The sequence below is a fragment of the Bacillus sp. CH30_1T genome (genome assembly GCF_008364765.1).
Classification (GTDB): domain Bacteria; phylum Bacillota; class Bacilli; order Bacillales; family Bacillaceae_B; genus Rossellomorea.
The window spans coordinates 162,626-177,371 of record NZ_VTUY01000004.1; the positions used below are offsets into that span (position 1 = coordinate 162,626).

A 14,746-nucleotide genomic window follows, 5' to 3' on the forward strand; every position below is an offset into this window, starting at 1 on the left:
CAATCCTTAGCTGTCAGCCCTTTTTCTACTGTAAATAACACGATTAGAAATGGGGGAGAAGGATCATGGAAGAAAAGCCCCTGGGCAAAAGAGAGAGGTTTCAACTGTTACTAAAGCAATTAGGGTTAACAGAGGATGCCTTTGTGAAGTACTTTCAATACGCTGAAATTGAAAAACTAGCGGTGTTTCGCAAAGAGAAGAAATGGCATTTTTACTTTACATTCGAAGAAATCATCCCGTGTGAAGTGTGGAGTAAATTTTCAATCGCACTGCAAACATCCTTTAAACATATTGCAAACGTGGGATTTACGATAAAAGTGGTGAATAACCAAATATCAGATCAGCACATTTTAGATTATTGGCAGGAATGTGTGAAAGAAATCCAAGGTATTTCACCACCATTATTAAAATTATTAAATACTCAAAAGCCGAAAATCAACGGAAATAAAATTATTGTGTTTGCTTCCAATGATACAGAAGCTACACAGTTAAAGAGAAAATACGGTGAAATGATCACCTCTACTTTCGAGAACTTTGGCTTTCCTAAACTAGTATTGGATGCAGAGGTAAGTCAAGTAGAGGAACAAAGCAATGAGTATGAGAAGTTTTTAGAAGAAAAGCTTAAAGAAGATCAAGAGAGAGCCAAACAAGCTCTCATTGAAATGGAAAAGGCTGAAAAAGAGGAAGCAAGTGATGCACCCAGCGGTCCATTCATGCTTGGTCTTACGATTAAAGACGATGCTGACTTCCGAAAGATTGAAGAGATTTATGACGAAGAACGCCGAATCGCCATTGAAGGGTATGTTTTCCATTGTGAAACACGTGAATTACGTAGCGGTCGTACTTTATTAACATTTAAAGTAACAGACTACTCAAGTTCCATCCTGGTCAAAATGTTTTCGAGGGACAAAGAGGACGCTGCTATCATGAACAATATGAAAAAAGGTATGTGGGTCCGCTGTCGAGGAAGTATTCAAAATGATACGTTCGTGCGTGACCTGGTGATGATTGCCAACGACGTGAATGAAATCAAACCGGTTCTGAGATTGGATACTGCTCCTGCTGATGAAAAAAGGGTGGAGCTTCACATGCATACACCAATGAGTCAGATGGATGCCGTTTCTTCAGTGGCAAGTCTTGTTGCCCAAGCAAAAAAATGGGGACATAAAGCGGTTGCGATAACGGATCATGCCGTTGCACAGTCGTTCCCTGAGGCATACAGCGCAAGCAAGAAAAATGATATTAAACTGCTGTATGGAGTTGAGGCGAATCTTGTAGATGATGGAGTGCCAATTGCCTATAACGACCGGGATCTTCCTTTAGAAAATAGTACCTATATTGTCTTTGACGTTGAAACGACTGGACTTTCGGCCGTTTACGACACCATCATTGAACTCGCCGCTGTGAAAATCAAAGATGGTGAGGTCATTGACAAATTTGAATCGTTTGCCAACCCTCATCATCCGTTATCCGCGACAACCATTGAATTAACGGGGATCACTGATGATATGGTGCAAACGGCTCCTGACATAAACGATGTTCTTCACGACTATCATAAATGGGCAGGAGAAGATATATTAGTTGCACATAATGCTTCCTTTGATATGGGTTTCTTGAATGCAGGGTATCAAAAAACAGGACTGCCTAAAGCGACTAACCCTGTCATCGATACACTGGAGCTTGCAAGACTCCTGTATCCTCAATTCAAGAATCATCGTTTAAATACGTTAGCAAAGAAATTTGATATTGAACTTACCCAGCATCACCGAGCGATCTATGATGCGGAAACAACTGGATACTTGTTATTGAAAATGCTGAAGGATGCCGTTGAAAAAGGTATCACCAATCATAATCAATTCAATGATTACATGGGGAAAGGTGATGCATACAAGCGGTCAAGACCCTATCACTGTACACTGATTGCCCAAACGGAAGAAGGCTTAAAGAACCTTTATAAACTAGTATCCATATCTCACATGAATTATTTTTACCGTGTTCCGCGAATTCCCCGCTCTCAGCTTCAAAAGTATCGAACGGGAATTCTCGTAGGTTCAGGCTGTGACAAAGGCGAAGTGTTTGAAGGGATGATGCAAAAAGGGAAGGAAGAAGTTGAGGAAACTGCTCAATTCTATGATTACCTGGAAGTTCATCCAAGAGAAGTCTATCAACATTTAATCGAGTTGGATTTGGTGCAAAGTCAGAAAAACCTTGAAGATATCATTAAAAACATTGTGGATCTTGGTAAGAAGTTGGATAAGCCGGTAGTGGCTACCGGTAACGTTCATTACTTAAATGAAAACGACAAGATTTACCGGAAAATTCTTGTTGGCTCTCAAGGCGGAGCGAATCCGTTAAACCGACACGAACTTCCTGATGTTCATTTTAGAACAACGAATGAGATGCTGGATGCATTTTCTTTCTTAGGAAAAGAAGCAGCGAAAGAAATTGTTGTGGATAACTCCAACAAAATAGCCGACCTTGTAGACGTAATTAAACCAATCAGAGATGATCTTTATACGCCTAAAATTGAAGGCGCTGATGAAGAAATGCGTCGCATGAGCTATGCCATGGCGAAAAGCATTTACGGAGAGAAGCTTCCCGAAATTGTAGAAGCAAGGCTCGAAAAGGAATTAAAGAGTATTATCGGGCATGGATTCGCAGTCATCTATTTAATCTCACATAAGCTCGTGAAAAAGTCATTGGATGATGGGTATCTGGTAGGATCCCGTGGATCAGTAGGATCTTCTTTTGTTGCAACAATGACAGAAATAACGGAAGTAAATCCTTTACCTCCACACTATGTATGTCCATCTTGCAAGAAATCCGAGTTCTTTGATGACGGATCAGTAGGATCCGGGTTTGATTTGCCCAATAAAGATTGTCCTGATTGTGGAATTCCATACAAGAAGGATGGTCATGATATTCCGTTTGAAACATTCCTTGGATTTAAAGGAGACAAAGTTCCTGATATCGATTTGAACTTCTCGGGTGAGTATCAGCCTAACGCCCATAACTATACGAAGGTTCTGTTCGGTGAAGATAATGTATATCGAGCAGGTACAATCGGTACAGTGGCGGAGAAGACCGCCTACGGGTATGTAAAAGGATACGCCAATGATCATCAGCTGCAAATCCGCGGAGCAGAAATCGATCGATTGGTAAGTGGATGTACCGGAGTGAAAAGAACAACGGGACAGCATCCTGGAGGGATCATCGTAGTACCTGATTATATGGATATCTACGATTTCTCACCAATTCAATTCCCTGCTGATGATTCAAGCTCGGAATGGAAAACAACACACTTTGATTTCCATTCCATTCATGATAATCTTCTGAAGCTTGATATTCTTGGACATGATGATCCAACCGTTATTCGTATGCTTCAGGATTTATCAGGTGTCGATCCGAAGACGATTCCGACAGATGACCCTGAGGTGATGAAAATCTTCAGTGGAACGGAAACACTCGGAGTGACAGCGGAACAAATCATGTGTAAGACCGGGACACTTGGGATTCCTGAATTCGGCACACGATTTGTTCGTCAAATGCTTGAGGATACAAAACCGACGACATTTTCTGAACTTGTTCAAATATCAGGACTTTCACATGGTACTGATGTATGGCTGGGCAATGCGCAAGAGCTTATTCATAATAATATTTGTAATCTGAGCGAAGTAATCGGATGTCGTGATGATATTATGGTTTATCTCATCTATCAAGGACTCGAGCCTTCACTTGCCTTTAAAATCATGGAGTTTGTACGTAAAGGGAAGGGACTGCAGGATGAATGGGTAGAAGAGATGAAAAAGAATGGGGTACCGGACTGGTATATTGATTCTTGTCTGAAGATCAAATATATGTTCCCGAAAGCCCATGCTGCTGCCTATGTATTAATGGCTGTTCGTATTGCTTACTTTAAAGTGCATCATGCTCTCTTGTACTATGCTGCTTATTTCACCGTTCGTGCAGAGGATTTCGATATTGAAGCCATGGTGAGAGGGTCCCAAGCAGTCAGGGCTAAGATAGAAGAAATCAACAGCAAAGGCCTGGATGCATCTCCAAAAGAAAAGAACACGTTAACAGTACTGGAGTTGGCCCTTGAAATGTGTGAGCGGGGATACAAGTTCCAAAAGGTAGACCTGTATCGTTCACAAGCGGCTGAATTTGTAATAGATGGAGATTCATTGATTCCACCGTTCAACTCGATTCCCGGGCTTGGGACAAATGCGGCCATCAATATTGTGAATGCAAGACAGAATGGGGAGTTTCTCTCTAAAGAAGATCTTCAACAAAGAGGTCGAGTCTCCAAGACAATCATCGAGTACCTGGACAATCACGGCTGCTTGGAAGCCTTGCCGGATAAGAACCAATTATCCCTTTTCTAAGCTGATACCATGGGAATTGTTTGCATAAAAATGTTGATTATGGTATATTTTTATTGGAAATACTAAAGATAGCTCTAAAGGTAGAAGAGTGGGGTCGCACCCCACTCTTTCGTTATTACATGGAGATTTTTTGAACTATCATTTCTAGTCTTGGTGCAAGATTTTCATATAGACCAGGAGGTAAGTATGAGCAAAATAACAACACTTGTAGAAGAACTTGTTACACCAATCTTAGACGACATGTCATTAGAACTCATTGACATGGAATATGTGAAAGAGGGATCCAATTGGTTTCTTCGCGTATTTATCGACAAAGATTCAGGTGTTGACATTGAAGAATGCGGAATAGTAAGTGAAAGACTTAGTGAGAAGTTAGATGAAATTGACCCAATTCCTCATAATTACTTTTTAGAAGTTTCTTCACCGGGAGCTGAACGTCCTTTAAAGAAAGAAAAGGACTTTGAGAAAGCCATCGGCAAAAACGTATATGTGAAAACATATGAGCCAATGAACGGTGAAAAAGCCTTCGAAGGCACACTTCTTTCCTATACTTCAGACCAATTAGCATTAGAAGTAACCATTAAGACTCGAAAAAAGAAGGTTGAAATTCCAACAGATAAGATAGCGATCGCACGATTGGCTGTTACATTTTCATAGGAACTAACCGCACTATAAAGGGGGATGAAACCACCATGAGCACTCAGTTATTAGATGCTCTTACTGTTTTAGAGAAAGAGAAAGGCATTGCAAGAGATGTCATCATTGAAGCAATTGAAGCTGCACTTGTGTCAGCTTACAAACGAAATTTTAACCAAGCACAAAATGTCCGTGTAGACCTTAACCTTGAAACTGGTACGATGAGAGTTTTCGCTCGAAAAGAAGTTGTAGACGAAGTATTTGATTCCCGCCTTGAGATTTCTGTCGAAGACGCCGGGGAAATCAATCCTAGCTACGAGGTTGGAGACGTTGTTGAGTTGGAAGTTACACCAAAGGATTTTGGCCGTATCGCTGCCCAAACGGCTAAACAGGTTGTTACCCAACGAGTAAGAGAAGCTGAAAGAGGAATTATCTATTCCGAATTTGTGGATCGCGAAGAAGATATCATGACAGGTATCGTTCAACGTCAGGACAATCGCTTTATCTATGTGGCACTAGGCAAGATTGAGGCGCTTTTACCAGTGAGCGAGCAGATGCCAAATGAAACATATAAGCCTCATGATCGCATAAAAGTGTTTATTACAAAGGTTGAGAAGACTACAAAAGGCCCTCAAATTTTTGTTTCAAGAACACATCCCGGATTACTGAAGCGGTTATTTGAAATCGAAGTTCCTGAAATCTTTGATGGAACGGTAGAAATTAAATCTGTTGCACGTGAAGCCGGAGATCGCTCTAAAATCTCTGTTCATGCAGAAAATTCCGAGGTAGATCCCGTTGGAGCTTGTGTGGGAACCAAGGGTGCACGTGTACAAGCAATTGTAAACGAATTAAAAGGTGAAAAAATTGACATTGTTCAATGGTCAGAAGATCCTGTAACATTCGTAGCCAATGCATTAAGTCCATCGAAAGTTCTGGATGTACAGGTGAATGAAGATGATAAAGCGACAAGAGTAGTTGTTCCGGATTATCAACTTTCACTTGCAATCGGTAAACGTGGTCAAAATGCCCGTCTTGCAGCCAAATTGACAAACTGGAAGATTGATATCAAGAGTGAAACAGACGCTCGTGAACTGGGATTATATCCTCGAGAAGAGTCATTCCTTCCTCAAGATGAAGAGGAAGAATATGATAACGAGCCTTTAAATATTGATTTCGACAATCAAGATTAAGAGGTGAGTCAGATGAGTGTAAATAAGAAGATCCCATTGCGCAAATGCGTGGCAACGGGTGAAATGAAGCCGAAGAAAGAAATGATACGGATTGTCCGCTCGAAAGAAGGGGAGGTTTCCATCGATCCTACCGGTAAGAAATCAGGGCGTGGAGCTTATCTTTCCAAGGATAAAGACATCATTTTACAAGCTAAAAAGAAAAATACATTAGCCAATCAATTACAAGCGAAAATAGATGAATCTCTTTACGATGAATTGATTAGCCTTGTGGAGAAGGAGTAACGTTTAGCGTATGAATCAAAATCGTTGGATGTCACTTTTAGGATTGGCGAATCGGGCACGTAAGATTATTTCAGGTGAAGAGCTTGTTATAAAAGAAGTTCGTAGTGGACGAGCAAAACTTGTCATTCTTTCCAAAGATGCTTCTGCTAATACCTACAAGAAAATTACGGACAAATGTAAATCCTACAATGTCCCGGTTAGTTTGGTGGATAGCAGAAATGATTTAGGTCAGGCCATTGGAAAAGAAGCCAGGGTAGTGGTGGCTATAATGGAAGCAGGCTTTGCCGGGAAATTATCCGAACTGCTCGATGAATCTCAGTGGGGGTGAACATATGAGCAAGATGCGTGTTTATGAATATGCAAAAAAATACAATGTTTCAAGCAAAGATGTTATCGGAAAATTAAAGCAACTGAATATTGAGGTATCAAACCATATGGCAACTATAGAAGATGACGCAGTAACAAAATTAGACGCGATGTACAAAGGGAATTCAGGCAGTCAGAAACCAAGCCAAAAGGATTCCAAGACAAATGTATCAAAGGCAGAAGAAGCTCCGAACAAGGAAAAAGTAAAATCAGCACCGAAAAGTCGTGAAGGAAAAAAACACGAACAACAGCACCAATCAAAGGAGAAGAAGGTCTTCAATAATAATAATAACAACAACAAAAACAAAAATAACAAACAAAACAGGCAAAATAAAAATTTCAAACAGGCTCCACAGCAACAACAGCCTGCCAAGAAAAAAGAACTTCCTTCAAAAATTACGTTCTCAGAGTCATTGACAGTTTCAGAGCTTGCGAAAAAGCTTCACAAAGAGCCATCTGAAATCATTAAAAAGCTATTCATGCTTGGTGTCATGGCAACAATCAACCAAGAGTTAGATAAAGACTCAATTGAACTGATTGCAGGAGAATATGGAGTCGAAGTAGAGGAAGAAATCAAAGTAGATGCCACTGACCTTGAAGTATACTTCACTGAAGACACACAAGAGCAAGTAGAAGAGCGTCCTTCTGTTGTGACAATCATGGGTCACGTTGACCATGGTAAAACGACTCTGCTTGATTCCATCCGTAACACAAAAGTAACGGCAGGAGAAGCAGGAGGAATCACTCAGCATATCGGTGCTTATCAAGTAGAAGTGGATGAAAAGAAGATCACCTTCCTTGATACTCCTGGACATGCTGCCTTCACAACAATGCGTGCCCGCGGTGCTCAAGTAACGGATATCGCGATCATTGTTGTTGCTGCTGATGATGGTGTCATGCCTCAAACAGTTGAAGCGATCAACCATGCGAAAGCGGCCGAAGTTCCAATTATTATTGCCGTTAATAAAATGGACAAAGAAGCTGCGAATCCAGATCGTGTAATGCAAGAACTGACGGAATACGAACTGGTTCCTGAAGCGTGGGGGGGAGACACAATCTTCGTACCACTATCTGCATTATCAGGAGAAGGGATCGATAATCTACTTGAAATGATCGTTCTTGTCAGTGAAGTGGAAGAGCTTAAAGCAAATCCGAATCGCCTTGCTCAAGGTACGGTGATTGAAGCACAATTAGACAAAGGCCGGGGATCTGTAGCGACTTTACTTGTTCAAAACGGGACATTAAAGGTTGGGGATCCTATTGTAGTAGGAAATACATTCGGTCGTGTTCGTGCAATGGTCAATGACCTTGGTCGCCGTGTGAAAGAGGCAGGTCCTTCTGCTCCTGTTGAAATCACAGGTTTAAATGATGTTCCTCAAGCTGGAGATCGTTTCGTTGTATTTGAAGACGAGAAAACGGCTCGTTCCGTTGGTGAAGCTCGTGCTTCTCAAGCTCTGCAAGCACAGAGGGGAGAGAAGTCTAAAGTAAGCCTTGAGAACCTGTTTGAACAAATGAAACAAGGTGAAATGAAGGACCTCAACCTCGTTCTTAAAGCTGACGTTCAAGGTTCAGTAGAAGCTCTTGCCGCTTCATTGCTGAAAATTGAAGTTGAAGGTGTAAATATACGTATCATCCATACTGGTGTCGGAGCGATTAACGAATCAGATATTACACTGGCAGCAGCGTCCAACGCTATTGTTATAGGCTTTAATGTTCGCCCTGATGTAAATGCGAAACGTACGGCTGATACTGAAGGAGTAGAAATTCGATTACACCGTATTATCTATAAGGTAATGGAGGAAATTGAAGCTGCTATGAAAGGGATGCTGGACCCTGAGTTCGAAGAAAAAATCATTGGTCAAGCAGAAGTTCGTCAAACATTTAAAGTGTCTAAAGTTGGAACGATTGCGGGAAGCTATGTAACAGAAGGTAAAATTTCTCGCGATAGCGGCGTTCGTTTAATTCGTGATGGAATTGTTATCTTTGAAGGTGAACTGGATGCCCTTAAACGTTTTAAGGATGATGCCAAAGACGTAGCCAAAGGTTACGAATGTGGTATTACGATTAAGAATTTTAACGATGTGAAAGAGGGCGACGTAATCGAAGCCTTCATCATGGAGGAAATTACACGTAAATGATCACATATGTTGAATGTGAGTGCATGATTTATGATTCTCACTCTTTAAAAGAAAAGCGGGCTGTCCTGCAGAGGGTCTTGTCACGCCTCAAACAAAAATTTAATGTATCTGTCTCTGAAATCGGACATCAGGACGTATGGCAGCGAACCAGGATTGCCATCGTCACTGTCGCTTCTTCTAAAGGAGCCAGTGAAAGAGAAATTGAGCATGCATTGAAATTCATTGATTCTTTTCCGGAGTGGGAGAGACTGGAGACCCAAATCGAGTCATTATAAAGAGTTGCTTATGTTCCAACATATAACCATTAACGATATATAAGAGGTGATATTGATGAGCCATCGTGCGAATCGTGTTAGCGAGCAAATGAAGAAAGAGCTCAGCGATATTATCGGACGAAAAATAAAGGACCCACGCATTGGCTTTGTGACAGTTACAGATGTGCAGGTAACTGGTGATTTACAACAGGCAAAAGTGTATATTACCGTTCTGGGTGGAGAAGACCAAAGAGAAAACACGCTTAAAGGTCTGGCAAAGGCAAAAGGATTCATCCGTTCTGAAGTAGGACAGCGAATCCGTCTGCGCAAAACACCTGAAATTATTTTTGAGTTTGATGAATCGATTGATTATGGTAATCATATTGAAACTTTATTAAGAAAAGTTCAAGATGAACCAGAAGAGTCTAAAGACACAGAAGAGTAAGAAGAAAGGGCTGATCCGGAGGAAATTAATTCCGATGGATTAGTCCTTTTGTTTTCTAAATGTTGAATAAAAGAATGAACATTAGTGGAGGTATTAAGATGAATGGAATCCTGCCCCTATGGAAGCCCCGTGGCATGACGTCACATGATTGTGTATTTAAATTAAGGAAGCTCCTTAGAACGAAAAAGGTAGGCCATACAGGCACGCTTGACCCGGAAGTATCTGGTGTACTTCCAATTTGTATTGGAAGAGCTACAAAGATAGCTGAGTACATTACAGCATCGGGAAAAACCTATGAAGGGGAAGTCACTCTCGGTTTCTCGACTACGACAGAAGATGCTTGGGGTGAACCTGTTGTAGAGAAAACGGTGGACCGTACGATTACCAGAGCAGAGGTTGAGGAGATTCTCAGAAGTTTAACCGGCGATATTACGCAAACCCCTCCAATGTATTCAGCGGTAAAGGTAAACGGTAAACGGTTATATGAGTATGCAAGACAAGGGATTGAAGTTGATAGACCATCAAGAACCGTTCGTATCCATAAGCTTAGTTTACTCGAGGAGTGGGATGAATTAGACAGCAAGGATCCGGCTTTCTCATTTGAAGTAGCTTGTGGCAAAGGTACTTATGTGAGGACCCTTGCTGTTGAAATTGGAAATAGACTTGGATATCCAGCTCATATGTCAGCACTTACCCGTACACAATCAGCCAGTTTTAGGAAAGAGGACTGTTTTACTTTAGAAGATGTAAAAGAGTTCGTTGATAATGAAAACCCACAAGGACTTCTTCTCCCACTGGAAATGGGACTTTCTCATTTGCCGAAAATGGCAATTAATGATACATTAGCAGAGAAAGTGAAGAATGGAGCACGCTTGCAAGAGCCTGAGGATTGGCCGGAAACGAGAGAGGTAGTGATGGAGCATCATGGTAAGACTATTGCCATTTATCGCCGTCACCCGGACAAATCAGGGGTTATCAAGCCTGTCAAAGTGCTTTTCAACGACTAGTGAAAAAAGGTGAAATACTGTGAAAGTGATAACTGTACATCATCCACATTCAATTAGTAAGAATGATTTTCCACCCCTTGTTTTGGCTCTAGGGTACTTCGATGGAGTACATAGAGGACATCAGAGGGTGATCAGTGCAGCAGTAGAAAAAGCGAAACAGCTCAAAGCTTGTAGTGCGGTGATGACATTTGATCCTCATCCTTCAGTTGTATTAGGTCATAAGCACAAGCATATACACTACATAACTCCTCTGGAAGATAAGAAAGAAATAATAGAGGAACTGGGCGTGGATTATTTATTTATTGTCCGTTTTACATCAGAATTTGCAAGTCTGATTCCTCAGGACTTCGTTGATCAATACATCATAGGTCTCAATGCACTGCATGTAGTAGCAGGTTTCGATTACTCATATGGACGTTTAGGGAAAGGGACGATGGAAACACTCCCATTCCATTCACGTGATATGTTTACTTCTACTACAATTTCGAAGCTTACAGACGATGACTTGAAAGTAAGTTCAACGTTCATAAGAGAATGCCTTAAAGAAGGCAACGTAAAGAAAGCCCGTCAGCTCCTGGGCAGGCCGTTTAAAATGAAAGGGACAGTCATTCATGGGGATAAGAGAGGCAGAAAAATTGGCTTTCCTACTGCCAATATTGAGTTGGCCTACGACTATCTTACTCCTAAAGTGGGAGTCTATGCTGTTAGAATGAAAATTCATGATAAATGGTTCGATGGTGTATGTAATATTGGTTATAAGCCTACTTTTAAAAATCCAGATGAATACTCTCTATCAATCGAAGTTCACATTTTTGATTTCCATGCGTCAATATATGGCGAAGAAGTGTATATCGAATGGTATGAAAGAATTAGGGATGAACAGAAGTTTTCAGGGATAGAGGAATTAATCTCGCAAATTCAGAAAGATAAAGACAAAGCAATACACTACTTTTCGGAAATTTGAGGTTTATACTTGATTTTTGTTGAAAAGAGTAGTATTCTAAATAGCGTATGAAATGAACCTTTGCTTGGCATCACGATTCACCAACGGTTGCTCAGTAACAGGGGATTTGAAAGAAATTATTAGGAGGTGAAAAGGATGGCTATCACTAAAGAGCGTAAAAACGAACTTATCAGTGAATACAAAGTACATGAGAACGATACTGGATCTCCAGAAGTTCAAATTGCTGTCCTAACTGAAGAAATTAACAACCTGAACGATCACTTACGCGTTCACAAGAAAGACCACCACTCTCGTCGCGGTCTTCTGAAAATGGTAGGTCACCGTCGTAATCTATTATCTTACCTACGTAAGAAAGATGTACAACGCTACCGTGAGTTAATCAACAAATTAGGTTTACGTCGATAAACAGACAAAGGAAGCGGGATTATGTCCCGCTTTTTCTTTAGTTTTGATAAGTGGGAATCTTTGCATGATCCCCCACTTATTTTTAAATATTTTTATCGCGAAAAGTATTCAATTATATAGTTTTTGTCTAAAATACATAATATGTACATAAGAGTTATTCGAGTCCTTAATGCGAGTAAATAGAACTTTCCATTGAGACAACATACTATATTTACATAGTTCCTTATGTTATTCACCCAAGCGAATATAACGGCACGAATGTGCATGATATAGATTAGTTTTTTACAATATTTATCCGGGTTAGGTACAGGCCGAACCTTTTAGTGATATATAAAGAGAGGGGCACACTTTATGGAACAAACTAAACAAACCTTTTCCATTGAATGGGCAGGAAGAGAATTAACGGTCGAAGTAGGCCAATTTGCCAAACAAGCCAATGGAGCGGTGATGGTACGCTACGGAGATACTGCGGTATTAAGTAGTGCAACAGCTTCAAAAGAGCCAAAACCACTGGATTTCTTCCCACTAACTGTGAATTATGAAGAAAGATTATATGCTGTTGGTAAAATTCCAGGAGGATTTATTAAACGTGAAGGACGTCCGAGCGAAAAAGCGATCCTGGCAAGCCGTTTAATTGACCGTCCTATCCGTCCATTGTTCGCAGATGGATTCCGTAATGAAGTACAAGTAATCAGTATAGTGATGAGTGTAGACCAAAACTGTTCATCTGAAATGGCAGCTATGTTCGGATCTTCACTAGCACTATCTGTTTCTGATATCCCATTTGAGGGTCCGATTGCAGGGGTAATTGTTGGTCTGATTGATGGTGAATTTATTATTAACCCTTCAGTGGAGCAGCTGGAGAAAAGTGAGATTCATTTATCTGTAGCCGGTACCAAAGATGCCATCAACATGGTTGAAGCAGGTGCAGATGAAGTACCTGAAGAGACAATGCTTGAGGCAATCATGTTTGGTCATGAAGAAATAAAGCGTTTAGTCGCTTTCCAAGAGGAAATTGTTGCTAAAGTCGGTAAAGAGAAATCTGAAATTCAACTTGTTGAACTAGATCAAGCCGTTGAAGCAGAGGTTCGTTCATTATGTGAAAGTGAACTAATCCCTGCGATTCAAGTTCAAGAAAAACATGCTCGTGAAGAAGCAATTAAAGCAGTAAAGAAAAAAGTGATGGCTGTTTATGAAGAAGAGAAAGAAGCCGATGAAGCTACACTGAAGCAAGTGAAAAAAGTATTAGACAAGCTTGTGAAAAATGAAGTTCGTCGCTTGATTACTGAAGATAAAGTCCGTCCCGATGGTCGTAAAGTCGACGAAATACGTCCACTTTCTTCCGAGGTTGGTTTATTACCAAGAACACACGGTTCAGGACTATTCACACGTGGACAAACCCAAGCACTAAGCATTTGTACATTAGGGGCATTAGGAGATGTTCAAGTTCTTGATGGTCTTGGGATTGAAGAATCAAAACGATTCATGCATCATTATAATTTCCCTCAATTCAGTGTAGGGGAAACGGGCCCGATTAGAGGACCGGGTCGTCGTGAAATCGGACATGGAGCACTAGGGGAAAAAGCCTTGGATCCCATTATTCCAAACGAGAAAGACTTCCCGTATACAATTCGTCTTGTTTCTGAAGTACTTGAATCAAATGGTTCAACTTCACAAGCAAGTATCTGTGCAAGTACCCTAGCGATGATGGATGCCGGTGTTCCAATTAAAGCACCAGTAGCAGGGATCGCTATGGGTCTGATCAAATCTGGTGAAAACTATTCCATCTTAACGGATATTCAAGGGATGGAAGATCACCTGGGTGACATGGACTTTAAAGTAGCTGGGACTTCTAAGGGTGTTACCGCTCTTCAAATGGATATCAAAATTGATGGGCTATCTCGAGAAATTCTTGAAGAAGCACTTCAACAAGCGAAAAAAGGAAGAATGCAGATTCTAGATAGCATGTTAGCAACAATCGGTGAAGCAAGAACCAGCCTTTCTCAATATGCACCTAAAATCTTAACCATGCATATTAACCCTGATAAAATCCGCGATGTTATTGGACCAAGTGGTAAACAAATCAATAAAATCATCGACGAAACAGGCGTTAAGATTGATATTGAGCAGGACGGAACGATCTTCATCTCTTCTACTGATGAAGAGATGAACAAAGTTGCTAAGAAAACAATTGAAGATATAGTAAGAGAAGTTGAAGCTGGACAAATGTACCTGGGGAAAGTAAAACGAATTGAAAAATTCGGTGCATTTGTTGAAATCTTCAGTGGTAAAGATGGACTGGTCCACATATCTGAACTTGCAGAAGAACGTATTCGCAAAGTAGAAGATGTAGTAGCCATAGGCGATGAGATCCTTGTTAAGGTTCTTGACATCGATAACCAGGGTAGAGTCAACTTGTCTAGAAAAGCAGTTCTTAAAGAACAGCGTGAAAAAGAAGAACAAAACCAAGCATAATCTTTTGAGATTGGCAGGCTGTCCTGTAAGGAGCAAACTCTCCTGCGGGGCGGCTTTTTTTATCTGTGGAGTTTTTATTCAGGGCTGATGGAGTAGCCATCGCTTTTCGCCTTATGCTTGTCGCCTCCTGAGCAAAGCCCCTCCGCTTTTGTATCATCCAGCTCCGGGGCTTAGAGGCTCGAGGTCATAAGTCAAAGAT

At 40.9% G+C, this 14,746-nt stretch carries 12 protein-coding genes; all 12 read left to right on the forward strand.

All coding sequences use genetic code 11. The features are described 5' to 3' along the window. Positions 1–65: 65 nt before the first annotated feature. The 12 genes from F0342_RS08485 (at position 66) to pnp (ending at position 14,547) form a co-directional block, all read left to right on the forward strand. Entirely contained in the window at positions 66–4,385 is a 4,320-nt protein-coding gene (locus F0342_RS08485) for a PolC-type DNA polymerase III (protein ID WP_149155538.1), read from the forward strand. A 186-nt stretch (positions 4,386–4,571) separates the two neighbouring features. Continuing rightward, the gene (rimP, locus tag F0342_RS08490) at positions 4,572–5,042 is read left to right on the forward strand and encodes a ribosome maturation factor RimP (protein ID WP_149155539.1); all 471 of its coding nucleotides are present in this window, start codon (positions 4,572–4,574) and stop codon (positions 5,040–5,042) included. 35 nt (positions 5,043–5,077) lie between these two features. Further along, a complete protein-coding gene (nusA, locus tag F0342_RS08495) occupies positions 5,078–6,211 on the forward strand; it encodes a transcription termination factor NusA (RefSeq protein WP_044337366.1) in 1,134 nt (377 codons plus the stop codon). A gap of 12 nt (positions 6,212–6,223) precedes the next feature. Continuing rightward, on the forward strand, positions 6,224–6,493 hold the full coding sequence (gene rnpM / locus F0342_RS08500) for an RNase P modulator RnpM (protein ID WP_113968187.1): 270 nt from the start codon (positions 6,224–6,226) through the stop codon (positions 6,491–6,493). Between the two features lie 10 nt (positions 6,494–6,503). Then, complete coding sequence (locus tag F0342_RS08505; protein ID WP_149155540.1) at positions 6,504–6,821, forward strand: YlxQ family RNA-binding protein; 318 nt, start codon at positions 6,504–6,506, stop codon at positions 6,819–6,821. A gap of 4 nt (positions 6,822–6,825) precedes the next feature. Then, positions 6,826–8,997, forward strand: a complete 2,172-nt coding sequence (gene infB, locus F0342_RS08510) for a translation initiation factor IF-2 (protein ID WP_149155541.1) — start codon at positions 6,826–6,828, stop codon at positions 8,995–8,997. Continuing rightward, the gene (locus F0342_RS08515; protein ID WP_149155542.1) at positions 8,994–9,272 is read left to right on the forward strand and encodes a DUF503 domain-containing protein; all 279 of its coding nucleotides are present in this window, start codon (positions 8,994–8,996) and stop codon (positions 9,270–9,272) included. The genes infB and F0342_RS08515 overlap by 4 nt, the downstream gene beginning before the upstream one ends. Before the next feature lie 55 nt (positions 9,273–9,327). Beyond that, positions 9,328–9,696 carry a 30S ribosome-binding factor RbfA gene (gene rbfA, locus F0342_RS08520; RefSeq protein ID WP_148968773.1) on the forward strand — a complete coding sequence of 123 codons (369 nt, stop codon included), beginning with the start codon at positions 9,328–9,330 and terminating at the stop codon, positions 9,694–9,696. A gap of 98 nt (positions 9,697–9,794) precedes the next feature. Continuing rightward, positions 9,795–10,703: a tRNA pseudouridine(55) synthase TruB gene (gene truB / locus F0342_RS08525; protein WP_149156058.1), complete on the forward strand. Its 909-nt coding sequence runs from the start codon at positions 9,795–9,797 to the stop codon at positions 10,701–10,703. A gap of 19 nt (positions 10,704–10,722) precedes the next feature. Next, positions 10,723–11,667 carry a bifunctional riboflavin kinase/FAD synthetase gene (gene ribF, locus F0342_RS08530; RefSeq protein ID WP_149155543.1) on the forward strand — a complete coding sequence of 315 codons (945 nt, stop codon included), beginning with the start codon at positions 10,723–10,725 and terminating at the stop codon, positions 11,665–11,667. 135 nt (positions 11,668–11,802) lie between these two features. Then, the gene (gene rpsO, locus F0342_RS08535; protein ID WP_034760125.1) at positions 11,803–12,072 is read left to right on the forward strand and encodes a 30S ribosomal protein S15; all 270 of its coding nucleotides are present in this window, start codon (positions 11,803–11,805) and stop codon (positions 12,070–12,072) included. 351 nt (positions 12,073–12,423) lie between these two features. Continuing rightward, complete coding sequence (gene pnp, locus F0342_RS08540; protein WP_149155544.1) at positions 12,424–14,547, forward strand: polyribonucleotide nucleotidyltransferase; 2,124 nt, start codon at positions 12,424–12,426, stop codon at positions 14,545–14,547. Positions 14,548–14,746 lie beyond the last annotated feature (199 nt).